This is a genomic window from Luteimonas sp. RIT-PG2_3 (assembly GCF_054902115.1).
Genome location: NZ_JBUBPF010000016.1, coordinates 24,749 through 47,975 on the forward strand (window position 1 = coordinate 24,749; position 23,227 = coordinate 47,975).

Sequence of the window (23,227 nt, forward strand, 5' to 3'; positions counted from 1 at the left end):
AAGAGGCGAAGCATGAGCAGCGTGGTCGACACAATCGCAGGCAGGGGCCGCTCCCTGGGCGTGAAGTTCTGGGTGACGTTGCTGATCGTCGCGGGCCTGGTGCTGCTGGCCAACACCGCCTATGGCACGCTGAAGGCCTCGCGGGTCGGCGGCGCCAGCACGGCCGCGTCCAACCTGCAGGTGAACTCGCAGCGGTTGGCGAATCAGGGCCGCGAGGCGGTCGCCGGCGATGCCGCGGCGTTCGCCCAGTTCAAGGCCACCAAGGCCAGCATCGACGGCGACGTCAAGGACCTCAATGCGAACTTCGGGACCACCCCCGATGTCGCCGGGCCGATCCGCACCGTCAGCGAGACCTGGGCGACGCTGGGCAAGCAGGCCGAGCAGGTGGTCGCCAGCGAATCGTCGGTGCTGTCGCTGTCCGACCACGCCACCCGCTTCAGCCAGCAGGTGCCGCAGCTGCAGGCCCAGCTCGATGAAGTGGTGCGTGCGATGTCGGCCAGCGGTTCGCCGTCCTCGCAGGTGTACATCGCGCTGCGGCAGGTGGTGCTGGCCGGCAACATGGCGCGCCGGGTGACCGAGATCCAGGCCGGCGGCGATGGTGCCAGCATGGCCGGCGACGCGCTAGCCCGCGATGCCGGCGTGTTCGAGCAGGTGCTGGCGGGCCTGCGCGGCGGCGACCAGGCGATGAACGTGCAGGCGCTGGGCAATGCCGGCGCGCTGTCGGCGCTGTCGCAGGCCGAGTCCCAATGGCAGGGCGCCAAGAAGGATCTCGATGCGATCCTGGGCAGCTCGGCCAACCTGTTCGGCGCGCAGTCGGCGGCCTCGTCGCTGACCGCCGGCTCCAACACGCTGCTGTCGCAGAGTGCCGACCTGCTGGCCGCGGTGACCGCCTTCGGTTCGCTGAAGGACACCAGCCTGCTGGGCAACCTGTGGATCAGCATCGGTTCGGGCCTGCTCGCACTGATCGCCGGCATCGGCCTGTGGCTGTCGCTGGGCCGTTCGCAGCGCGAGCGCTACGAGAACACCATGGAGCTCAACAACCGCAACCAGGAGGCGATCATGCGCCTGCTGGATGAAATGGGCTCGCTGGCCGAAGGCGACCTGACGGTCAAGGCGACGGTGACCGAGGACATGACCGGCGCGATCGCCGACTCGATCAACTTCGCGGTCGAACAGCTGCGCAGCCTGGTGCAGACGATCAACGACACCTCGGTGCAGGTGGCGTCCAGCGCCCAGGAGACCCAGGCCACGGCGATGCACCTGGCCGAGGCGGCGGAACACCAGGCGCAGGAAATCAATTCCGCGACCGACCGCATCAGCGAGATCGCGACCAGCATCAACCAGGTCTCGCGCAACTCCGCCGAGTCGGCGGACGTCGCCCAGCGTTCGGTGCGGATCGCGACCAAGGGCGCGGGGGTCGTGCGCGAGACGATCGCCGGCATGGATTCGATCCGCGACCAGATCCAGGAAACCTCCAAGCGCATCAAGCGCCTCGGCGAGAGCTCGCAGGAAATCGGCTCGATCGTCGAACTGATCAACGACATTTCCGAGCAGACCAATATTCTGGCGCTGAATGCCGCGATCCAGGCGGCTTCGGCCGGCGAGGCCGGACGCGGGTTCGCGGTGGTGGCCGACGAAGTGCAGCGGCTCGCCGAACGCGCCTCGAGCGCGACCAAGCGCATCGAGACCCTGGTGCAGACGATCCAGGCCGATACCAACGAAGCGGTCAGCTCGATGGAGCAGACCACGTCCGAAGTCGTCGCCGGCGCGCGCCTGGCCGAGGACGCCGGCACCGCGCTGGGCGAGATCGAGAGCGTGTCGACCAGCCTGGCCGACCTCATCGAAGGCATCTCCAGTGCGGCCCAGCAGCAGTCGGCCGCCGCCAGCAACATCACCAGTGCGATGAACACGATCCAGTCGATCACCGCGCAGACGTCGCAGGGCGCCAACCACACCGCGGAGTCGATCGGCACGCTGGCGCAGCTCGCGTCCGACCTGCGCCGCTCGGTCGCCGACTTCAAGCTGCCGGCCTGAGCCTCGGAGCAGACAGGGCGATGATCCCGATGTCTCCAGGCCGTATGCCGTCGATGCGCATCCGCGTGCATTGCCCCGCCTTCCTGCCCGGCAGGGGGCCTCGATGACCGCGTTGCGCGACGCCATCGACTACACCGCGCTTGGCTGGGTCAAGCCCGAGCTCGACGAGACGCTGCGCCAGGCGCGGATCGAACTCGAGGGCTTCGTCGACGATCCCGGCGATACCAGCCGGATGCGGTTCTGCGCCGGTTACCTGCACCAGGTGCAGGGCACGCTGCGCATGGTGGAACTGTATGCGCCGGCGATGGTGGCCGAGGAACTGGAGCTGCTGGCCAAGGCGCTGCAGTACGACAAGGTCTACGATCGCGAGGCTGCCTGCGCGTCATTGCTGCGCGGCGTGTTCCAGTTGCCCGATTACCTGGAGCGCCTGCACAGCGGCCACAAGGACATCCCGATCGTCCTGCTGCCGCTGCTCAACGAACTGCGCGCCGCGCGCGGCGAGACCGGGCTCAGCGAGAGCATGCTGTTCTCGCCGGACCTGGAACGCCCGTTGCCGTCCAGCGCTTTGCCCTCCGTCGACGGGGCCGCCGCAATCCCTGCAGCGTCCGACGCCCAGCCCGACCAGGCGCTGCAGTCGCTGCTGGCCAGCGTGCATGCCCAGGTCTCGACGTGGTCGGAGTCGGACGGCCCGGCCGATGCCGGTGTTCTGGCCGATGCCCTCGACGCGCTGATGGCACACGTGCAGGCGGTGCCGACGCGGCGCATGTTGTGGGTCGGCGCGCAGGTCGCACGCGCGATCGGCGCCGGCGCTGTGCCGGTCACCGCGGAACTGCAGACCATCTTCGCCAGCGTCGAACGCGAAGCGCGCCGCATCTTCGAAGACGATGGCTTCGGCCTGCCACGCGCCGAATCGGCGCTCGAACCGACGCGGCAACTGCTGTACCACGTGGCCCACAGCGACGCCGCGCATCCTGCACTGACGGAACTGCGGCGGACCTTCGATCTGTCCGACGTGCTGCCAACGGCATCCGAGATCGACCATGCCCGCGGCAGCCTGAGCGGGCGCAATCGCGCGCTGCTCGATACGGTGTCGGCGGCGGTCAAGGAGGACCTGCTGCGCGTCAAGGATGCGCTCGACCTGCACCTGCGCACCGGCGCGGACGACACCGAAGTGCTGGTGCCGCAGATCGAATCGCTCGGACGCGTCGCCGATACGCTGGGCATGCTCGGCCTGGGCGTGGCCCGTGGCGTCGTGCAGCAGCAGCGCGACGCGATGCAGGCGATCGTCAATGGCCACAAGCCGGCCGACGAGAATGCACTGCTGGATGTCGCGGGCGCGCTGCTGTACGTCGATGCCACGCTCGACGACCAGGTCGAGCGGCTGGTCGACAGCGATGAAGACAGCGACAGCCAGAACCTTGCAGCCGCCGAGACCCAGCGCATCGTCGAGGTCATCGTGCGCGAGGCGATCGCCAATTTCGCCGATGCCCGCCACGCGCTGGTCGCCTTCGTTGAGACCAGCTGGAAGCATGACGAGCTGGTCCAGGTGCCGCGACTGCTGCAGGAAGTGTCGGGCGCCTTGACGATGCTGGAGCTGCCGGTCGCTGCCGATTACCTGACGGCCGTGCGCCTGTACACCGAACGCGAACTGCTGGCGCGCCGTCGCGTGCCCAACGGGCGCCAGCTCGACACCTTCGCCGATGCGCTGGCGAGCCTAGAATACTACCTCGAAGCGTTGCGCGAACAACGCGGCAACCGCAACGACATCCTCGACATCACCCGGCAGAGCCTGGAGACGCTGGGTTACTGGCCCTTGCCCGAGGCGGATGTCGCGATGGCACCGGCGCCATCTGCTGCGTCTTCGGTCAACGACACGCCTGTTGTTTCCACCGGTCAGGGCGGCGAGCGCAACGCGGCCGCCATCGCAGATGCGGGTGATGCCGTTGCACCCACGACAACGCCTGAAGCGGGTGAAGGTGTCGCGGCGGGTGCCGGCTCGGCCGAGGCATCGCATCCCGGACAGACGGATGACCGCCAGGCATCCGCTGATCCACTCCCCGCGACGCCGGCCGCAGCCGTCCCGGCGCGCGGCGGCTTCGCCGAGACCGGCGACGAGATCGACGATGAGATCCGCGAAGTCTTCCTCGAAGAGTTCGCCGAGGAGATCGACAACCTCGACCGCCTGTTGCCCCCCTGGCGTGCGGAACCCGACAACATGGAACGCCTGCTGCCGATCCGCAGGGTGTTCCATACGCTGAAGGGCAGCGGCCGCCTGGTCGGCGCGGACGTGCTGGGCGAGTTCAGCTGGAAGATCGAGGCGATGCTCAACCAGGTCCGCGACGGCAAGCGTCCGGCCAGCCCGGCGGTTGTCGCGATGGTGGACCAGGCGTTCTACACCTTGCCGGAACTGCAGTCGGCGCTGCGTGGCGAAGCGGCGATCACCGTCGACCTCGACACCATGCAGGCCTCGGCCGAGCGCATCGCGGCTGGCGACGAGGGCATGCCGGTGGAGCCGGTGCGTGCTGCGCAGGCGGCGATGGATGCCGTGCAGGCGGCGGGCGCCGCGGTGGTGGCCGCCGACATGGCCGCGGCGGCCGTGGTCGCGGCGGAGGCGGCCGCGCTGGCGTCGCCTGCTGCGGAACTGATCCCGGCCAGGGTCGATGCGATGCTGCTGGAGATCCTCGATGCCGAGGTGACCGGCCACCTGCAGACCGTCGACGCATGGCTGGCTGGGGCGCGCGAAGGCAGCGCGGCCGGCAGCGACGGCCTGCTGCGCGCGCTGCACACGATGAATGGTGCGTTCGCGATGACCGAAGTGCCGGTCATCAACAGTGTGCTGGGCCCGGCCGAAGCCTACGCAAGACGCCTGCTGGCGTCGTCCGGACAGGCCAGCGATGAAGCGGTGTCCGCGCTGGCGGCGTTGAGCACGGTCGTGCGCGACACGCTGGCCATCCTGCACGAAGCCTCGCCCGCGCTGGCCGCACAGGATCCGCTGGCGGAGCGCCTGTCCGCATTGCGCGACAGCCTGCCGGAAGTGTCGAACTCGATGCCGATGGACATCGACGAGGACGGGTCCTCGCCGCGGATGCCCGACGAGCCCATGTTGGACGACGGCATGTTGGACGACGGCGTGTTTGAAGGTCGCGTGCTTGAAGACAGCGTGTTTGAAGGCCGCGTGCTTGACGAGGGCGCCGACGAGCGCTTCGACGCGCGGGCAGACTTTGCGCGCGATCCGGATTCGGGGCTGGCTTCCGGGCTGGATCTGGACGAGGACGCCGACCAAGACGACGATGACGAACTCGACCACAGCATTGCGCTGACCGATATCGACGCAGCCTCAGTGCTCGACGGCCTGTTGCTGGACGACTTGACGCTCGATCTGGCGGAAGACCTGACCGAGGCGCCAGCAAAATCATCGCCAGACGATTCAACGACTGAGCCGGTGGCGGATGGCGTTGCGGATGCGGTTGCTGTGCCGCCGGAGGCCACGCCCGCAGAAGGCCTGCAGCAGGACGCGTTGGATGAGGTGGTCGCCGTGCTCGATGCGCGGGCAGGTAGCGCGCTTGTGGACTTCGGCGATCCCGCGCCAGGGCAGGACCTTGCCGACGATCTGGCAGAGCCCGCGCCCGACCACCACACGGTGGCGCAGGACGCGTCTCCGGCGGCGGCCTCGCAGGATGCACGCGAGCCCGACAACGACCGCATCGAGATCGCGCAGCTCGAACTTGCACGCCTCGAATCCGAGCGCTTCGAGGCCGGGGAACTGGAGGCCGGGCGACTGGCGTTGCAGCAGTTCGCCGAACAACAGCACGCAGCATCACAGCTTGAAGCATCGCAGTTTGAAGCGGGACAGCGCGAAGCGGCACGTCCTGCATCAGAGCGCGTCGAGGCAGAGCGCCTTGAAACCGAGCGTCTTGAAACAGATCGTCTTGAAGCAGATCGTCTTGAAGCAGATCGTCTTGAAGCAGAGCGCCTCGCCGCACTGCGCGAGCGCGAATTCCAGGACATGTTGCGGATGGAGGAGGAGCGGTTGGCGCTGGTCGCGCTCGCCGCTGCTGAAGAGGCTGCGGCGGACGACTTGTCGGCCGTAGACGCCACTGCGCAAGCGGTGGGCGAAGCAGGGCATGCCGGGTCCCCCGGCGCGCCTGCGGCAAGCGATGCTGACATCGTATCTGCGAATGCCGACGCGGCCGCCGATGTCGTCACCGCTCCAACGGCGGATGGCAGCATCGCCGCTGCGTTGCCGGCGTCGCCGGAAGATCCCGATGAGCCGCTCGACCTTACCGGGCTGGACCCTGAACTGGTCGACATCTTTGTCGAGGAAGCCTTCGACCTACTCGATCATGCCGACGGCATGATCGCGCAGTTGCAGCAATCCCCGGGCGAACGCGAGCCCCTGATCGGCCTGCAGCGCGACCTGCATACGCTGAAGGGTGGCGCGCGCATGGCTGGCATCTTCGCCATCGGCGAGCTGGGGCATGCAATGGAATCGCTGCTCGAGGCCGTTGTCGAACAGCGTTGCGAGCTGGGCCGCGACGGCATCCCGCTGCTCGAACGTGGCTTCGACCGGCTGCATGCGATGACCACGCGGGTGGCGGCGCGCCAGGCGGTCGGTGCCTCGCATGCGCTGAGCCAGTGGTTCGACGCACGCTCGCGTGGCGTCGACGCGGACGGCCAGCCGTTCACGCAGGCCACGCAAGGCCAAGCCACACAGATGCAGGCCGAGACGGCGCCACCGCCGTCTTCCCTGCAGCCGGCAGCTGCGCAGGCGTCACCGCAGCCACAGCCGCAAACGCCGCAGCCCGCGCAGCAGGCGCGCGTCGAACTCAAGCCGCTGTCGCAGCCGATCGACGACAGCCTGTCGCTCGACGATGACGACATCAGTGCACGCACACCGCAGGAGCAGGTCCGTATCCGTGCCGACCTGCTGGATCGCCTGGTGACCTATGCCGGCGAAGTCGCGATCTATCGCGCGCGACTGGAGCAGCAGGTCGGTGCGTTCCGCAGTGCGATGACCGAGATGGAGCAGACCAATACCCGTCTGCGCGACCAGTTGCGCCGCCTCGACATCGAAACCGAAGCGCAGATCGTCGCCCGCTACCAGCGCGAGCAGGACACCGCCGACCCCACGTTCGATCCGCTCGAACTCGACCGCTTCTCCAACCTGCAGCAGCTGTCGCGCGCGCTGGGCGAGTCGTCGACCGACCTGGTCAGTCTGCAGGGCACCCTGGACGACCTGACGCGCCAGTACGAAACCCTGCTGCTGCAGCAGTCGCGCGTGAGCTCGGACCTGCAGGAAGGCCTGATGCGCACGCGCATGGTGCCGTTCGAGACCATGGTGCCGCGACTGCGCCGCGTGGTGCGCCAGGCCAGCAGCGAGACCGGCAAGCAGGTGCAACTGCGCCTGGAGGGTGCGCAGGGCGAGCTGGATCGCAACGTGCTCGAACGCATGACCGCGCCGCTGGAGCACATGCTGCGCAATGCGGTCGCGCACGGCCTGGAGCATCCGGACGAGCGCCGCAGGCAGGACAAGCCCGAGGAAGGTGCGATCCGTGTCGCGGTCCGCCGCGAAGGCTCTGAAGTCGTGCTCGAGATCGCCGACGACGGCGCCGGGCTCGATCGCGACGCGATCCGCCTGCGTGCGATCGAGCGTGGCCTGATCCGCGCCGATGCCACGGCCAGTGAAGGCGAACTCGATGCGCTGATTTTCGAACCTGGCTTCAGCACCGCCAGCGAAGTCAGCCGTCTCGCGGGACGCGGCGTCGGCCTGGACGTGGTGGCCAGCGAAGTCCGGCAATTGGGCGGATCGCTGGATATCGCCAGCCGCCGCGGCGAAGGCACCACGTTCACGCTGCGCCTGCCACAGACCCTGGCGGTCACGCAGGCGGTGTTCGTGCGGATCGGCGAAACCCAGTTCGCGGTGCCGATCGCCTCGGTGCGTGGCGTCGGCCGTATCTCGCGCGCGCAGTTCGAACAGGCCGACAGTAGCTTCAATTACGGTGGCGAGGATTACGTGCTGCACGACCTCGGCCACCTGGTCGGGCAGGCCGGGGTCAAGGCGGACGGGCAGTTGCAGATGCCGCTGTTGTTGATCCGCGCAGGCGAGCTGCGCGCGGCGGTGGCCGTGGACAGCATCGTCGGCAACCGCGAGATCGTGGTGAAGCCGGCGGGCCCGCAGCTGGCGTCGGTGCCCGGCATCTTCGGTGCGACGATCATGGGCGACGGCGGTGTGGTGGTGATCCTGGACGTGGCACCGCTGGTGCGCCGCCAGATCCTGCAGCCGCGCGACATCGCGCCGGTCGCCGAGGTCGAGGTTGCGCCGCAACGCGTGCCGCTGGTGATGGTGGTCGACGATTCGGTGACGATGCGCAAGGTCACCGGACGCGTGCTCGAGCGCCATCAGTTCGAGGTGGTGACCGCGAAGGATGGCGTCGATGCCCTCGAGCGCATGGCCGAGCGCGTGCCCGACCTGGTGCTGCTGGATATCGAGATGCCGCGCATGGACGGCTACGAGCTGGCCATCGAGATGAAGGGCGAGCCGCTGCTGCGGGACGTGCCGATCATGATGATCACTTCGCGGACCGGCGAGAAGCACCGCCAGCGCGCCTTCGAGATCGGCGTCGAGCGTTACCTCGGCAAGCCGTACCAGGAAAACGAACTGTTGCGGAACGTGTTCGAAATGCTGGGCATGGGACGCGGCGATGAATAATGCGATCTCCGAGATGGGCCCGCGCGTCGCGCTGCTGGCGCGCGAGGGCGATGCCCGCGACCGCATCGGCGAGGCGCTGCGCGAAGCGGGTGCCGAAGTGGTGATCATGGCCGACCCCCGGCACAGCTCACCGGACGAGGTTCGCGACGCGACGCCACAGGCGATCCTGGTCGCACTGGATGCGTCGATCGAGGATGCACTGGAGCGATACGAGGGCCTGCTGGCCGAGCCGGCCTACATGGTGATCTTCGAGGAGGCCGAGCTGGCGATGCAGCGCGTCGGCTGGGACGCCGCGCGCTGGTTGCGACACCTGTCGGCCAAGCTGCATCGGCATGACGATGTGCTGCCGCCCGGTGCGGACCTCGAGCAGGACCTGCGGCCTTCGCCGGGTCCGCTGCCGCCACGCGCGGAAGTCGCCGACCTTGCCGGCGCGATCGCGGCGTTCGCCGACGAGGCCCAGCAGCATGCCGGCGACGTCCCGCGCGACAGTGGCGTCGCAGGTGTTCAGGGGCTGCTGGACGATGGCCTGATGCTGCGCGACGAACCGGATCCGTCCGGCGACGACGCGGCGGCATCGATCCTGCCGGTTCCCGCCGGCATCACCTTCGATCGCAGCGTGCTGGAACAGAGCGCGTTCGACGCAGGCAGGCCCGATGCCATTGAAACCGACGCGATCGAAGCCGATGCGATCGAGGCAGGCACGACTGAAACAGGCACGGTCGAGCACGGCCTCGTCGCCTCGGACCCGCTTGAGCCCGCTGCACTCGAACCCGACCAGATCGTCCTCGAACGTGGCGACTGGATCGAGACGGACACCGGGAGCGCGCACGCAGACGCAGATGCCGGCGACCACGATGCGGGCGCGCTCGCACCCAGCCGTTTCGGCGAATTCGAATGGAGCGACTGGCAACTGGCGGATGCCGACACGGATATTGCGGGCGAGGCGCGCGATGCCGTGGTCGATGCGCTCCAGCACCCTGTCGCCGCCACGTCCCCGGATGACGCCGGCGCGCGGTCGGCTACGGGGTCGCAGGTCGACGCGATCCCGGTGTCCTCCTGGGATGCGCCAGCCGGGCTGGCACCCCTGGAGCTGGTCGATGACGTCGCGCCGGAGTACGACCCCGCCACGTCGGGGCTGGATGCCGGGCTGATCGAGGCGGTGGCCGGCCTGGCGTTCCAGGCGCGGGAAGAGACGGACGGGCACGACGTGCCCGCGATCGCAGCAAGGGATGACGACGACATGCCGACAGAGCCCACCTCGCGCAGCGCGGATGACCGCATGGCCGATGACACTGCATCTGATGACCGCGCGCCGGCGCAGCAAGGCCAGCAGGCACATAGTCCAGAAGCACCTGGTCAAGGCGCATCTGGCCAAGCGCGTCGACCCGCAGGCGGACTGCAGCTCGCCGACATCGATGGCGATGCCCCGTTCGGCGGTAGTGCCATCGCGCGCGTCGTCCGCGAGTTCGATCTCAGCGGCTTGAGCCTGGCGGACGATGCCGCGGCGCCTGCCGCAACCACACCGGCCGCTCAGGCTGCGCCGCCCCCCGCACTCGACGGCCTGCTGTCCGGCCTGTCGCTGGTCGATGTCGACAGCTATGGCCATGGACCGCAGCGTGGTGGCGTGCTGGTCGAAGCCGGACTCGGTGGCCCGGATGCCGTGCGGCAATTGCTGGCGGAGATTCCGGAAGGCTTTCCACGCCCGGTGTTCGTCCGTCTGCGCCTGGATGGCGGCCGCTACGACCGCCTCGTCACCCAGATGGAGCGTGCGGCGCGGTTGCCGGTGCTGCTGGCCCAGCAGGGACTGGCGGCGGAGCCCGGCACGATCTACTTCCTGACGCCGGAGTTCGCATTGCAGCGCGAGAAGTCCGAACTGGTCTTCCGGCGCGTCGACGACGGCGTGGACACCTCGGGCCTGCCGGTGGCGCTGCCGGCGCAGGACACTGCGGTTTTGTTCCTCAGTGGAAGCGATGTCGGCCTGGTCGCGCAGGCCACCAGCGACGACTGGCAGGCGGCGCTGGTGGCAGGGCAGAGCGAAGAAGGCTGCTACGACGCCACCGCCGCGCAGGCACTGGCGGCGCGTGGCGGTGCGTCGGCATCGCCTGCGGGGCTGGCACAGCTGCTGTTCGATCGCTGGCCGTCGCCGAACGCCCCCGGTCGCAGCGCGCCCGAGGAACTGACATGGTGACCGTGTTGACATCGCCCGAAGCCGTCACCGACATCCGCGGTGTCGTGATCCAGACCGAGGCGGCGCAATTGCTGTTGCCCAACGCGACGATTTCCGAAGTGCTGTCCTATGCCGATCCCGAGCCGGTCGCGAACGCGCCGGACTGGCTGCTGGGACGCCTGCGCTGGCGCGGCTGGCGCTTGCCGCTGGTGGCGTTTGCGCCGTTGGCCGAGCTGGGCGCGGAGCAGGGCGGGCTGGGCAGCAAGGTCATCGTGCTCAAGGCGCTGTCGGGCAATGCGCTGGTGCCGTACTTCGCGCTGCTGATCAAGGGATTCCCGCGCCTGGTCACGATCTCGCGCGCATCGCTGATCGACGAGACCGATGCCGGCGAGGTACTGCCGGCGGGCGTGCTGGCCCGCGTGCGCCTCAACGACAATCCGGCCTATGTGCCCGATGTCGATGGCATCGAAGCCTCGATCAAGGCGGCCTTGTCGGCCTGAGCGGCGGTGCATTTGGCGCGGGCAGCCCAGCGCCAGGTCGGCACCAGGTCGGCGCGGTGGCTTGCCGCGCTAGATCCCCAGATCACCGAACCTGGCCTGCAGTGCGGCGATCGCCGCCAGGCCCGCGGTTTCGGTGCGCAGGATGCGCGGGCCCAGGCGCAGGCCGGTGAAGCCGGCTGCCTGCAGCACGTCGCGATCGCGAGGAGACCAGCCGCCTTCGGGACCGATCGCGACTACCAGCTGCGCGTCGACCGGCGCCTGCATCGTGGCCAGCGCGTGTTCGCCCTCGGGGTCGAGCAGCAGTCGCAACGAGGCGTCGCTGCCGACGACGGCCGACGACAGGTCGGTCGCTGGATCCAGCCGTGGCAGGCGCGTGCGCCAGCTCTGTTCGCAGGCCGACACCACGACGCTCTGCCAATGCGCGGAGCGCTTCAGCAAGCGCTCGCCATCGAGGCGGACTTCGGTGCGTTCCGCAAACACCGGCACGATGCGTGCGACGCCGAGCTCGGTGGCCTTCTGCAGGATCAGGTCCATCTTCTCGCCGCGCGCGATGCCTTGCAGCAGGGTGATGCGCAGCGGGGAATCGTTGTCGATGGCGCGGCGGCCGACGATCTCGACCTTGCTCTCGCGCTTGCCGACCGAGTGCAGGCGGGCGTCGAAATCGTGGCCGTCGCCATTGAACAGCACGCAGCTGTCGCCTTCGCGCAGGCGCAGCACGCGGACCAGGTGATTGGCGGCGGCTTCGGGCAGTGCGAGGTGCTGGCCAACGGCCAGCGGCAGTGCGACATGCACGCGGTTCACGCGCATGCCAATGCTCCGTCGATGGCGGTCGCGGTGACGCTGGCCAGCAACTCGAGCTGGTCGTCGTCGATGCAGTACGGCGGCATCCAGTACAGGATGTCGCCCAGCGGACGCAGCAGCACGCCGTTGGCCATCGCCGTGCGATAGGCCTGCAGGCCGATCCTGCGGGCCGGGTCGAACGGGGTGGCGCGGTTGCCGTCCTGGCTCAGTTCGATGGCCAGGATCATGCCGGTCTGGCGGACCTCGGCGACATGCGGATGCGCGGCCAGCGGGGCCGCCAGGGCGGCCATCTTGCTGGCCGTGCCCCGGTTGCGCGCCAGCACGTCGTCGCTGTCGAAGATCCGCAGCGATGCCAGCGCGGCGGCGCAGGCCAGCGGGTTGCCGGTGTAGCTGTGCGAATGCAGGAAGGCGCGTTCGCGCGAATCGTCGAGGAAGCCTTCGTAGATCGCCTCCGTGGCCAGCACCGCCGACAGTGGCAGGAAGCCGCCGGTCAATCCCTTCGACAGGCACAGCAGGTCGGGCTGCACGCCGGCATGCTCGAACGCGAACATGCGGCCGGTACGGCCGAAGCCGACGGCGATCTCGTCGGCGATCAGGAAGATGCCGTGCACGTCGCACAATTCGCGCACACGCTTGAGGTAGACCGGGTCGTGCATGCGCATGCCGCCCGCACACTGCACCAGCGGTTCGAGGATCAACGCGCAGATCTCGCCGGCATGCTCATCGAGCAGGTGCGCCAGCGCATCGGCGGCGTCTTCGGCACAGCCCTGCGCGCTCTGGCCGGGACGGGCCAGGTAGGCATCCGGTGATGGCGCGAACAGCGCTTCGATCAGCAACGGCGCATAGACGCGGCGGTACAGCGGGATATCTCCGACCGACAGCGCGCCGATGGTTTCGCCGTGGTAGCCGTTCTGCAGGGCGACGAACTTGGTGCGGCGCGGTTCGTCGCCGCGGTTGCCGAACCACTGGAACGCCATCTTCAGCGCGACTTCGACCGCGGCCGAGCCATTGTCGGCATAGAACACCCGCGACAGCGGTGCGCGGCCCGGCTCGCGCGGCGCGATCTGCAGCAGGCGTTCGGCCAGTTCCACCGCCGGCTCGTGGCTGCAGCCGGCCAGGATCACATGTTCCAGTGTCCGCGCCTGGCGGGCGATGGCGTCGGCGATCCTCGGCTCGGAATGCCCGTGCAGGTTGACCCACCAGCTGCTGACCGCGTCCAGCGTGCGGCTGCCGTCGTGGCCCAGCAGCCAGGCACCCTGGGCACCGGCGACCGGCAGCAACGGCAGCGGGTCGGGATGCTCGCGCATCTGCGTGCAGGGGTGCCACAGCACCGCCAGGTCGCGCGACCGCCAGCGGTCGCTGTCGTTTAGAATGGAGGCATCGTGAGACTTGTCTGTCATCCCCGCATTATCCCCTTCTCCGGGCTGGCCTGCTCCGGTGCGCCGCGCGCTGGCCGTATGCCGGCGATGGCGCCGAATCCAGATTCGAGTCCGACCACAGGCGCCTGCGCATGACCCGTCGCCTGCCCACGATCCACGGCATCACCGAGCACGACGCCGGCCCCTACCGCATGGAGCGGCTCGACCTCGAGTTCGCCAATGGCGAGCGCCGCCGGTACGAGCGCCTGCATGGTCGCGGCCACGGCGCGGTTGCGGTGGTGCCGATGATCGACGACGACACCGTCCTGCTGGTGCGCGAGTACGCAGCCGGCGTGCATCGCTACGAGCTGGGACTGGTCAAGGGGCGCATCGATGCCGGCGAGACCCCGCTCGAAGCCGCCAACCGTGAGTTGAAGGAAGAAGCCGGCTACGGCGCGCACCAGTTGCTGGCACTGCGCAGCCTGACGCTGGCGCCGACCTACATGAGCCACCAGACCACGCTGGTGCTGGCCCGCGACCTGTATCCCGAGCGGCTGCCCGGTGACGAGCCCGAGGAACTGGAGGTCGTGCCCTGGCGGCTGGATGCGCTGCACGAACTGATCCTGCGCGAGGATTTTTCAGAAGGCCGCTCGATCGCTGCGTTGTTCATCGTCCGCGACTACCTGAAACACCATGCCGTTTGAGCGCACGCCCATCGACCGCCTGCTGGCCGAAGGCGTCCGCGACGGCGTCATCGCCATTGCGCGGCAGGCCTCGGCTGCGATCCTGAAGGTCTACGACAGCGATTTCGACGTCGTGCGCAAGGCCGACGCCAGCCCGTTGACCGCGGCCGATCTTGCGGCGCATCACTGCATCGTCGATGGACTGGCCGTGCTGACGCCCGGGATCCCGGTGCTGTCGGAGGAATCGGCCGACACCGTGACCGCGGACCGGCGCCGGCAATGGCCGCGTCTGTGGGTCGTGGACCCGCTCGATGGCACGCGCGAGTTCGTCAAGCGTAATGGCGAGTTCACCGTCAACATCGCGCTGATCGACCACGGCGTCCCAGTGTTCGGCGTGATCCAGTCGCCGGTCGGCGACGTGCTGTGGCATGGCACGCCGGGCGCGGGGGCATTTCGTTGCGACGCCGACGGCGTGCGCGCGATCCATGTCCGCACGCCTGCAACGGCGCCGCTGCGCGTGGCGGCCAGCCGCTCGCACCTGGACCCGCGGACCGCTGCGCTGATGCAGCGGATCGGCGAGGTAGAGAGCATCGGCCTGGGCTCGTCGCTGAAGTTCTGCCGGCTGGCCGAGGGCGGCATGGATGTCTATCCGCGTTTCGGCCCGACCAGCGAGTGGGATACCGCCGCCGGGCAGGCGATCCTCGAAGCGGCCGGCGGCGCGGTGCTCGATCCACATGGGCGGCCGTTCCGCTACAACCAGCGCGACACCGTGCTCAATGGCGACTTCTTTGCGCTCGGCGATACCGCGCTGCCCTGGCGCGACTGGCTGGCGGGACCGCCTGCCGCGGCGTAGACGCTGCACGATCGTTTCCCGGTTGTGGTGCGCGGTCTCTCCGCGCCTCGATGCAGCAGGTGCTGCGGCATACTGGACACCGATGCGGAATGACGGTTTTGCGGGAGCACGGCGTGCAGCAGACAGCGACAGACGAGTTCATCCATGGCGAGGCGCCAGGCAGCCTGCAGCGCCTGTTGGCGATCATGGCGCGCCTGCGCGACCCGCAATCCGGTTGCCCCTGGGATATCCAGCAGGATTTCAGCACCATCGCGCCTTACACCATCGAAGAGGCCTACGAGGTTGCCGATGCCATCGACCGCCAGGACCTCCCGGCACTGAAGGACGAACTGGGCGACCTGCTGCTGCAGGTGGTGTTCCATGCGCAGATGGCGCAGGAGCAGAATGCGTTCGCATTCCCCGACGTGGTCGCCGCGATCAGCGACAAGATGCTGCGCCGGCACCCGCACGTGTTCGGCGATGCCGACCGTGACGATGCCGAGGCGGTGCGGCGCAGTTGGGAGGACATCAAGCGTGCGGAGCGCGGCGACGCCGGCGAGGTCGATACCTCGGCGCTGGCCGGGATCACGCGCGGCCTGCCCGAGTGGCAGCGTGCGGTGAAGTTGCAGAACCGCGCCGCGCGCACCGGCTTCGATTGGCCGGGCCCGGCGCCGGTGATCGAGAAGCTGCACGAGGAGATCGAAGAAGTCCGCGTGGAATTCGCTGCCTGCGCCGCCGATCCTGACGACCTGGCCGCACGCGATCGTCTCGAGGACGAGATCGGCGACCTGTTGTTCGTCGCCGCCAACCTGGCGCGGCATGCCAAGGTGGATGTCGGCGCCGCGCTGCGTCGCGCGAACCGCAAGTTCGAGCAGCGCTTCCGCGCGATGGAAGCGATGGCCGCCGCCGAGGGCACCACGCTGGCGGCATTGACGCTGGACCAGCAGGAAGCCTACTGGCAGCGCGTCAAACAGGGCCTGCAGGCATCGGCGCAGGAGCGCGATAGCGCCGGCGACGACCGGTGAAGACGCTGCTGCTGTTCGCGCTGACCGCATTGGCCGAGATCGTCGGCTGCTACCTGCCGTACCTGTGGCTGCGCAAGCAGGGCAGCCCCTGGTTGCTGCTGCCGGCCGCCGCGAGCCTGGCCCTGTTCGTCTGGTTGCTGACCCTGCACCCGACCGCCACCGGCCGCGTCTATGCCGCCTATGGCGGCGTCTACGTGACGATCGCGCTCGGCTGGCTGTGGATCGTCGATGCGATCAAGCCTTCGCGCTGGGACCTGCTCGGCGTGGCGCTGTGCCTGGCCGGCATGGCGGTGATCATGTTCGCGCCACGCGTGGGCTGACGCGGCTGCCCGCGCCCGCGCGGACCTCGGCTCCGACTCGAATCGCGCGCGTCGCGGTGGTACAACACGGTTTCGATACAGCGGGTTCTCGATACGGGAGAGGCAGGCCATGGGCTTCAACAGTTTCCGCGAGTTCTATCCGTTCTACCTCAGCGAGCACAGCAACCGGGTCTCGCGGCGGCTGCACTTCATCGGCAGTTGCGGCGTGCTGGTACTGCTGGCGACGGCGCTGTTCCAGCGCAACGGCTGGTGGTTGCTGGCGGCGCTGGTCTGCGGCTACGGCTTTGCCTGGGTCGGCCACTTCTTCTTCGAGAAGAATCGCCCGGCGACGTTCAAGCATCCGCTGTATTCGTTCGTGGGGGATTGGGTGATGTTCAAGGACATCCTCATCGGCCGGATCAGATTCTGAATCGGCAAGCCGGGATCGTTCGCCATTCCCGGCCGCCCGCGCGGCATTCGTCATCGCGGTTGGGATGTGCGATGTAGGGCGGGGTGATGTTCAAGGGCATCCTCACCGGCCGGATCAGGTTCTGAACCGGCAAGCCGGGATCGTTCGCCATTCCCGGCCGCCCGCGCCTACTCCAGAAAGATCAGCCAGGCCGCCACGACGATCAGCGCAAAGCCTGCCCAGTGGTTCCACTTCAGCGGCTGGCCCAGGTACCAGGCCGAGAAGCCCGCGAACACGATCAGGGTGATGACTTCCTGCATGCCCTTGAGCTGCGGCGCGGAGTAGACCGCACTGCCCCAGCGATTGGCCGGCACCATCAGGCAGTACTCGAAGAACGCGATGCCCCAGCTGGTCATGATCACCAGCAGCAGGGGCGAGGACTTGTACTTCAGGTGCCCGTACCAGGCGAAGGTCATGAACAGGTTGGAGCCCAGCAGCAGGACGATGGGCAGCAGGCGTTCGATCATCGGGGACATGGCGGAATGCGCGATGTGGAGGCGGCAAGCAGGATAGGCGTTTCGCGGTCACCCGGGTGCGATCCCGCCCGCATCGGCAGGACTTTCCTGCCTGCCGTCTGCGCTGCCCACCGCGCCTTGCGATGTGCACGCCATGGCGTCTTCACGCACCGTGCACCCCCTTCCCGGCAGTCTTCACAAAGCTGAAGATTCGACTGATTCGTGGAGGAGGTGGGTGATGCGTTCCATGCAGGAAACGGGGGGGCTGGTCCTGATCGTTGAGGACAACCGCAATATCTCGGAGATGGTCGGCGAATATCTGGAAAGCCGGGGCTTCGAAGTCGACTATGCGTCCGATGGCCTGGATGGCTACCGGCTGGCGGTCGAGAACAGTTACGACGTCATCGTGCTGGACCTGATGCTGCCGCGGCTGGACGGCATCGAGGTCTGCAAGCGGCTGCGCGAGGAGGCCCGCAAGTCGACGCCGGTGCTGATGCTGACCGCGCGCGACACGCTGGACGAGAAGCTCAGCGGACTGTCGTCGGGTGCCGACGATTACCTGACCAAGCCGTTCGCAATCCAGGAACTGGAAGCCCGGCTGCGCGCGCTGATCCGTCGCGAGCGTCGCCAGGTGGGTTCGGAGGTCCTGAAGGTGGCCGACCTGGTGCTGGACCCGGCCAGCATGCGTGCGACCCGCGGCGGGACCGAACTGCAGTTGTCGCCGATCGGCATGAAACTGCTGACGATCCTGATGCGCGAGTCGCCGCGGGTGGTCAACCGGCAGGAGATCGAGCGCGAAATCTGGGGCAACGGCCTGCCCGATTCCGATACCCTGCGCAGCCATCTCTACAACCTGCGCAAGGTCATCGACAAGCCGTACGACAAGCAGCTGCTGCATACCGTGCAGAGTGCCGGCTACCGTATCGCCGACATCGACCAGACGCCGGTCTGAACTGACTGCCGGAGTGTATCGATGACCCAGGGCCTGCCGCGACGGATTCGCGTCGCTTTCATCCGTCAGGCACTGCTGGCGTTCGTGGCCGTGGTCGTCAGCGTGCTGCTGACGGCCTGGCTGGCGCGCAACGCACTGGTCGAGGAAATGCTGGAGGCCGAGGCCTCCGGCTTCTGGGCCGCCCAGGCCACCGACAGCAGCCACCGTTTCAGCAGGACCGCGTTGCTGGACGGCTATTTCCTGCCGGCCAATGCCAGCAACCAGGCGGTGCCGGCCAAGCTGCGCGCGCTGTCGGAAGGGCTGTCGCGTGTCGACGGCGGGGCCACGACCGCGCTGGTGACCAGCCAGCCCGGCGGCACCCTGTACCTGTCGCTGGCGATGCCTCGGATCGACCGCGTGTTCTGGCTGGCCGCCTTCGGGCTGATGGGCGTCGGCCTGGTGCTGGTGGGCCTGATCACCGTGATGACCTACCGGCAATCGCGTGGGATGGTGCTGCCGATCAACCGGCTGGCCGAAGACGTCGCCGCCTGGGATCCGTCCCGGCACGACGATAGCCAGCCCTTGCCGTTCCCGCTGGCCAGCGACGGCAGCAAGGAAGTCCGTTCGCTGTCGAACGCACTGCATGGACTGGCCGGCCGCATGTCGCGCTTCGTGCAGCGCGAACGCGATTTCACCCGCGATGCCAGCCACGAGCTGCGGACACCGCTGACGGTCATCCGTGTCGCCACCGACATGACCCTGTCCGATCCGGCGATCCCGGACCATACCCGGCGCTCGCTGCAGCGGATCCAGCAGGCCGGACGCGACATGGAATCGCTGATCGATGCTTTCCTGATCCTGGCGCGCGAGCGCGGCATCGCACCACAGAGCGAGGAGTTCGATCTGCGCGACCTCGTCCTCGACGAGATTGAAAAGGCGCGGCCGTCGCTGGCCTGCAAGCCGGTGGAGATCCGTTTCGTGGAAACCGCCTCGCCACGGCTGATGGCCCCGCCCGGCGTCATGGCGGTGATGATCGGGCACCTGATCAGCAATGCCTGTGTGTTCACCGAAAGCGGGTCGGTGGAAGTGGAACTGCTGGCCGACCGGCTGGTCGTGCGCGATACCGGCATCGGCATGAGCGCCGACACGCTGGAGCGGCTCTACGATCCGTTCTTCCGCGCGGACGAATTCAATCCGCTCGGCAAGGGCATGGGCATGAGCATCGTCCGCCGCCTCGGCAACCGCTTCGGTTGGCCGGTGCACCATGAGAGCACCCCCGGCAAAGGCACCACGGCGACGATCCGTTTCGTCCCGGCACTGGCCAGCTGACCGGCGACTGTCGCTCGCCAGGTTTTTTGCGAAGATGCGCGGCCTGCTGTCAACTGGATCGGTGCCGGCGCGTTAGTCTGCCTGACAGCCCATCCAGTCGAGCCCCATGAGCAGCCGCCAGCCGAACCGCAAGCGCACCATTTCCCGCATTCTCGTCCCCGTCGTGGTCATTGCAGCACTGGCCGCCGGTGGCTGGTACTGGCTCAAGACCAAGGATGCCACCGAGGCGTCGACCTACCGCACCGTCAAGGTCGAGAAGGGCGACATCCGGGTGGCGATCTCCGCGACCGGTACGCTGTCGGCCATTTCCACGGTGACCGTCGGCAGCCAGATCTCCGGCCAGATCACCGAAGTGCTGGCCGACTTCAACGACAAGGTCGAGAAGGGCCAGATCATCGCCAGGATCGATCCCAGCACCTACCAGGCGCAGATCGAACAGGGCTCGGCGCAGATCGCCAGCGCCCAGGCGTCGCTGGCGCAGGCCCGCGCCACACTGCGCAATGCCGAACTCGATTTCAGCCGCAAGTCCGACCTCGGCAACCAGCGGCTGGTCGCGCAGAGCGACATCGACCTGGCCCGCGCCGCGCTCGACCAGGCGCGTGCGCAGGTCAACGCCACTCAAGCGCAGATCCGCCAGCAGACCGCATCCACGCAGACGACCCGGGTCAACCTCGACCGCACCGTGATCCGCTCGCCGGTGGACGGCGTCGTGCTGCTGCGCTCGATCGAGCCCGGACAGACGGTGGCGGCCAGCATGACCGCGCCGGAGTTGTTCCAGATCGCCGAAGACCTGGCCAAGATGAAGATCGAACTTGCCGTCGACGAATCCGACATCGGCCAGGTCAAGAACGGACAGACGGTGTCGTTCACCGCCGATGCCTTCCCGGACCGCCAGTTCCGTGGCGTCGTCGACCAGGTGCGGCTGTCGGCGACCACCACCAACAACGTGGTGACCTATCCGGTCGTGGTCAGCGTCGACAACAGCGATGGCACCCTGCTGCCGGGCCTGACCGTCAACGCCGAGATCGAGGTCAGCAACCGCAAGGGCGTGTTGAAGGTGTCCAACGCCGCGATGCGCTACAAGCCGCTCGACAGCGAGACCGTGGCCGTTGCGGCCCCGGGTGCAGGGGCTGGTGCCGGCGGTGCGCGCGGTGGCGGCATGCTCGAGGACCTCGCGCAGGTCGCGTCCGGCATGAAACTCTCGACCGAGCAGCAGGCCGCCTTCGATGCCGCGACCGCCGCCTTGCGCGAGCGTCAGCAGGCGATGCGCGAGCGCGCCGCCTCGGCGGGCCCGAACGGTGGCCCGGGCCCCGGTGGTCCTCCCGGTGCGATGGTGATCCGTGCCGGCTCCGGCGATGCCAACCTGCAGGCGCAGATGCGCCAGCGCATGATGGACCGCTTCCAGCAGGACTTCGCCGACTTCACCGCACTGCTCAGCGATGAGCAGCGGGGCCAGTGGAACCGGGCGCTGGCGTCTTCGCTGGGCGCGACCCGGACCACGCTGTATCGCCTGGTCAACGGCAAGCGCGAGGCGGTCCCGGTCCGCGTGGGTGCCAGCGACGGCACCAGTTCCGAAGTGTCTGGCGGACTCAATGAAGGCGACGAGGTCATCACCGGCGAGCGTGCCGTCAAATGATCCCGCAGCCTGCGAACGACGTGCCGGTCATCGAAACCCGTGCGCTGGGCAAGGTCTACGCCGCCGGCAGCGAGGCCGAAGTGATCGCGCTGCGTGGCGTCGACATGCGCATCATGCGCGGTGAGTTCGTCGCGATCATGGGCCCGTCCGGCTCGGGCAAGTCGACGCTGATGAACCTGATCGGCTGCCTGGATACGCCCACGTCGGGCAGCTACCACTGCGACGGCGTCGACGTGGCGACGCTCGACAAGGAAGACCTGGCGATCCTGCGCCGCGACAAGATCGGCTTCGTGTTCCAGGGCTTCAACCTGCTGCCGCGCATGAGCGCGCTCGAGAACGTGGCGATGCCATTGGGCTATGCCCAGGTGCCGCCGGCCGAGCGCAGGCGGCGTGCCGAGGTCGCGCTGACGGCAGTCGGCCTGGGCGCGCGCACCGGCCATCGCCCCAGCGAACTGTCGGGCGGACAGCAGCAGCGCGTGGCGATCGCGCGCGCGCTGATCAACAGCCCGCCGATCCTGATGGCCGACGAACCCACGGGTGCGCTGGATTCCAGGACCGGCGAAGAGATCCTCGCGCTGTTCAAGCGGCTGCGCGACGATGGCCATACCGTGGTGCTGATCACCCATGACGCCGAAGTCGCGGCGCATGCCGATCGTACCTATGTCATGCGTGATGGCGAACTGCACGTAGAAGGAGCCGCGGCATGAATTTCATCGACGTGCTGCGGACGGCGATCTTCGCGTTGCGCGGCAACTGGATGCGCAGCGCCCTGACCTCGCTGGGGGTCATCATCGGCATCGCTGCGGTCATCGTGATGGTGTCGGTCGGGCAGGGCACGCAGGCGGAAATCGACAAGATGGTGTCGGGCCTGGGTTCGCAGCGGCTCGACATCTCGCCCAACGTGCCGCGCAGCACCGGCGGCGTGCGCATGAGCGCAAGCAGCTTCTACACGCTGAGCCAGCCCGACGTGGACGCGATCCGCGAGGAAGTGCCCGAGGTCCAGTACATCTCCGGCTCGCTGCGCGGCAGCAGCCAGGTCGTGTATGCCGAGAAGAACTGGTCCAGCAGCTGGCAGGGCGTGGATCCGGACTACCTGGTCATCAATGGCTGGACCGTCGCCGACGGCGAGGCGTTCGATACCGGTGGTGGCGACGACAAGGTGGTGCTGATCGGCGAAACCGTGCGTCGCGAGTTGTTCGGTGACGAGAACGGCATCGGCGAGACCGTCCGCATCGGCCGCGTGCCGTTCACGGTGGTCGGCACGCTGAGCCCCAAAGGCCAGAGCAGTTGGGGCCGCGACCAGGACGACGTGATGATGGTGCCGCTGGAAACCGGACGCCGTCGCCTGATGGGAGCGATGGGGCTGCCGCCGCGTGCGGTCATGGAAATCTCGCTGGCGGTGACCAATGCCGACGACATTTCCTATGCGCAGGGCGAGATCGAATCGCTGCTGCGCCAGCGCCATCGGATCGGTCCGGCCGATCCCGATGACTTCCAGGTCCGCAACATGGCCGAGATCGTCGCCACCCGTACCGCGACCACGCGCCTGATGTCGCTGCTGCTCGGCGCCGTGGCGACGATCTCGCTGATCGTCGGCGGCATCGGGATCATGAACATCATGCTGGTGTCGGTGACCGAGCGCATCCGCGAGATCGGCCTGCGCATGGCGGTCGGCGCCGGGCCTTCGGACGTGCAGCGCCAGTTCCTGGCCGAGGCCATGCTGATCTCGCTGATCGGCGGTGCGCTCGGCATCCTGATCGGCGTACTCGGGGCCCTGCTGGTCGGGCATTACAGCGAGTTGCCGACCGAACTGAACGGCAAGATCATCGCGCTGGCGGCGGGATTCTCGATCGCCACCGGACTGTTCTTCGGCTATTACCCGGCGCGCAAGGCGTCCCAGCTCGATCCGATCGAGGCGCTGCGCCAGCAGTAGGGCGCGCTGCCACGGCCGCGGCCCGGCGATGGCCGCGCCATCAGGCGATACAGGTCGCCCCGCCCC

At 68.2% G+C, this 23,227-nt stretch carries 17 protein-coding genes; 14 read left to right on the forward strand and 3 right to left on the reverse strand.

Annotated elements, in window-relative coordinates; translation table 11 throughout:
- Positions 1-12: 12 nt before the first annotated feature.
- The 4 genes from ACYX7E_RS17505 (at position 13) to ACYX7E_RS17520 (ending at position 11,410) form a co-directional block, all read left to right on the forward strand.
- Positions 13-2,034, forward strand: a complete 2,022-nt coding sequence (locus tag ACYX7E_RS17505) for a methyl-accepting chemotaxis protein (protein ID WP_462081890.1) — start codon at positions 13-15, stop codon at positions 2,032-2,034.
- 103 nt (positions 2,035-2,137) lie between these two features.
- Positions 2,138-8,743, forward strand: a complete 6,606-nt coding sequence (locus tag ACYX7E_RS17510) for an Hpt domain-containing protein (protein WP_462081891.1) — start codon at positions 2,138-2,140, stop codon at positions 8,741-8,743.
- Positions 8,736-10,931, forward strand: coding sequence for a chemotaxis protein CheB (locus ACYX7E_RS17515; RefSeq protein ID WP_462081892.1), 2,196 nt, complete (start codon positions 8,736-8,738; stop codon positions 10,929-10,931). The genes ACYX7E_RS17510 and ACYX7E_RS17515 overlap by 8 nt, the downstream gene beginning before the upstream one ends.
- The gene (locus ACYX7E_RS17520) at positions 10,928-11,410 is read left to right on the forward strand and encodes a chemotaxis protein CheW (RefSeq protein WP_462081893.1); all 483 of its coding nucleotides are present in this window, start codon (positions 10,928-10,930) and stop codon (positions 11,408-11,410) included. The genes ACYX7E_RS17515 and ACYX7E_RS17520 overlap by 4 nt, the downstream gene beginning before the upstream one ends.
- Before the next feature lie 69 nt (positions 11,411-11,479).
- Here ACYX7E_RS17520 and ACYX7E_RS17525 read toward each other — a convergent pair whose 3' ends face one another.
- On the reverse strand, positions 11,480-12,217 hold the full coding sequence (locus ACYX7E_RS17525; protein ID WP_462081894.1) for a 16S rRNA (uracil(1498)-N(3))-methyltransferase: 738 nt from the start codon (positions 12,215-12,217) through the stop codon (positions 11,480-11,482).
- Positions 12,208-13,611, reverse strand: coding sequence for an adenosylmethionine--8-amino-7-oxononanoate transaminase (bioA, locus tag ACYX7E_RS17530; protein ID WP_462081895.1), 1,404 nt, complete (start codon positions 13,609-13,611; stop codon positions 12,208-12,210). The genes ACYX7E_RS17525 and bioA overlap by 10 nt, the downstream gene beginning before the upstream one ends.
- Before the next feature lie 110 nt (positions 13,612-13,721).
- Here bioA and nudE point away from each other — a divergent pair, with 110 nt between their 5' ends.
- From nudE to ACYX7E_RS17555, 5 genes are all read left to right on the forward strand, one after another.
- Complete coding sequence (gene nudE / locus ACYX7E_RS17535; RefSeq protein ID WP_462081896.1) at positions 13,722-14,273, forward strand: ADP compounds hydrolase NudE; 552 nt, start codon at positions 13,722-13,724, stop codon at positions 14,271-14,273.
- The gene (cysQ, locus tag ACYX7E_RS17540) at positions 14,263-15,105 is read left to right on the forward strand and encodes a 3'(2'),5'-bisphosphate nucleotidase CysQ (RefSeq protein WP_462081897.1); all 843 of its coding nucleotides are present in this window, start codon (positions 14,263-14,265) and stop codon (positions 15,103-15,105) included. The genes nudE and cysQ overlap by 11 nt, the downstream gene beginning before the upstream one ends.
- Before the next feature lie 185 nt (positions 15,106-15,290).
- A complete protein-coding gene (gene mazG / locus ACYX7E_RS17545; protein ID WP_462081928.1) occupies positions 15,291-16,109 on the forward strand; it encodes a nucleoside triphosphate pyrophosphohydrolase in 819 nt (272 codons plus the stop codon).
- Entirely contained in the window at positions 16,106-16,429 is a 324-nt protein-coding gene (locus ACYX7E_RS17550) for a YnfA family protein (protein WP_462081898.1), read from the forward strand. Before mazG ends, ACYX7E_RS17550 begins: the two co-directional genes overlap by 4 nt.
- A gap of 109 nt (positions 16,430-16,538) precedes the next feature.
- Positions 16,539-16,838 carry an Mpo1-like protein gene (locus tag ACYX7E_RS17555; RefSeq protein ID WP_462081899.1) on the forward strand — a complete coding sequence of 100 codons (300 nt, stop codon included), beginning with the start codon at positions 16,539-16,541 and terminating at the stop codon, positions 16,836-16,838.
- Between the two features lie 167 nt (positions 16,839-17,005).
- Here the strand turns inward: ACYX7E_RS17555 and ACYX7E_RS17560 are convergent, their stop codons facing one another.
- Positions 17,006-17,353, reverse strand: a complete 348-nt coding sequence (locus tag ACYX7E_RS17560; protein ID WP_462081900.1) for a DMT family protein — start codon at positions 17,351-17,353, stop codon at positions 17,006-17,008.
- Between the two features lie 217 nt (positions 17,354-17,570).
- Here ACYX7E_RS17560 and ACYX7E_RS17565 point away from each other — a divergent pair, with 217 nt between their 5' ends.
- From ACYX7E_RS17565 to ACYX7E_RS17585, 5 genes are all read left to right on the forward strand, one after another.
- Positions 17,571-18,284: a response regulator transcription factor gene (locus ACYX7E_RS17565; protein WP_462081901.1), complete on the forward strand. Its 714-nt coding sequence runs from the start codon at positions 17,571-17,573 to the stop codon at positions 18,282-18,284.
- A gap of 21 nt (positions 18,285-18,305) precedes the next feature.
- Positions 18,306-19,592, forward strand: coding sequence for a sensor histidine kinase (locus tag ACYX7E_RS17570; protein ID WP_462081902.1), 1,287 nt, complete (start codon positions 18,306-18,308; stop codon positions 19,590-19,592).
- Positions 19,593-19,698: 106 nt separating this feature from the next.
- Positions 19,699-21,228, forward strand: coding sequence for an efflux RND transporter periplasmic adaptor subunit (locus tag ACYX7E_RS17575; RefSeq protein WP_462081903.1), 1,530 nt, complete (start codon positions 19,699-19,701; stop codon positions 21,226-21,228).
- Entirely contained in the window at positions 21,225-21,935 is a 711-nt protein-coding gene (locus tag ACYX7E_RS17580) for an ABC transporter ATP-binding protein (protein WP_462081904.1), read from the forward strand. Before ACYX7E_RS17575 ends, ACYX7E_RS17580 begins: the two co-directional genes overlap by 4 nt.
- Complete coding sequence (locus tag ACYX7E_RS17585; protein WP_462081905.1) at positions 21,932-23,161, forward strand: ABC transporter permease; 1,230 nt, start codon at positions 21,932-21,934, stop codon at positions 23,159-23,161. The genes ACYX7E_RS17580 and ACYX7E_RS17585 overlap by 4 nt, the downstream gene beginning before the upstream one ends.
- Positions 23,162-23,227 lie beyond the last annotated feature (66 nt).

Bases quoted from the DNA above. Each gene is read 5' to 3' on its own strand.
- ACYX7E_RS17505 (WP_462081890.1), top strand. From the start codon at position 13: ATGAGCAGCGTGGTCGACACAATCGCAGGCAGGGGCCGCTCCCTGGGC.
- ACYX7E_RS17510 (WP_462081891.1), top strand. From the start codon at position 2,138: ATGACCGCGTTGCGCGACGCCATCGACTACACCGCGCTTGGCTGGGTC.
- ACYX7E_RS17515 (WP_462081892.1), top strand. From the start codon at position 8,736: ATGAATAATGCGATCTCCGAGATGGGCCCGCGCGTCGCGCTGCTGGCG.
- ACYX7E_RS17525 (WP_462081894.1), bottom strand. From the start codon at position 12,217: ATGCGCGTGAACCGCGTGCATGTCGCACTGCCGCTGGCCGTTGGCCAG.
- bioA (WP_462081895.1), bottom strand. From the start codon at position 13,611: ATGACAGACAAGTCTCACGATGCCTCCATTCTAAACGACAGCGACCGC.
- nudE (WP_462081896.1), top strand. From the start codon at position 13,722: ATGACCCGTCGCCTGCCCACGATCCACGGCATCACCGAGCACGACGCC.
- cysQ (WP_462081897.1), top strand. From the start codon at position 14,263: ATGCCGTTTGAGCGCACGCCCATCGACCGCCTGCTGGCCGAAGGCGTC.
- mazG (WP_462081928.1), top strand. From the start codon at position 15,291: ATGGCGCGCCTGCGCGACCCGCAATCCGGTTGCCCCTGGGATATCCAG.
- ACYX7E_RS17555 (WP_462081899.1), top strand. From the start codon at position 16,539: ATGGGCTTCAACAGTTTCCGCGAGTTCTATCCGTTCTACCTCAGCGAG.
- ACYX7E_RS17560 (WP_462081900.1), bottom strand. From the start codon at position 17,353: ATGTCCCCGATGATCGAACGCCTGCTGCCCATCGTCCTGCTGCTGGGC.
- ACYX7E_RS17565 (WP_462081901.1), top strand. From the start codon at position 17,571: ATGCGTTCCATGCAGGAAACGGGGGGGCTGGTCCTGATCGTTGAGGAC.
- ACYX7E_RS17570 (WP_462081902.1), top strand. From the start codon at position 18,306: ATGACCCAGGGCCTGCCGCGACGGATTCGCGTCGCTTTCATCCGTCAG.
- ACYX7E_RS17575 (WP_462081903.1), top strand. From the start codon at position 19,699: ATGAGCAGCCGCCAGCCGAACCGCAAGCGCACCATTTCCCGCATTCTC.
- ACYX7E_RS17580 (WP_462081904.1), top strand. From the start codon at position 21,225: ATGATCCCGCAGCCTGCGAACGACGTGCCGGTCATCGAAACCCGTGCG.
- ACYX7E_RS17585 (WP_462081905.1), top strand. From the start codon at position 21,932: ATGAATTTCATCGACGTGCTGCGGACGGCGATCTTCGCGTTGCGCGGC.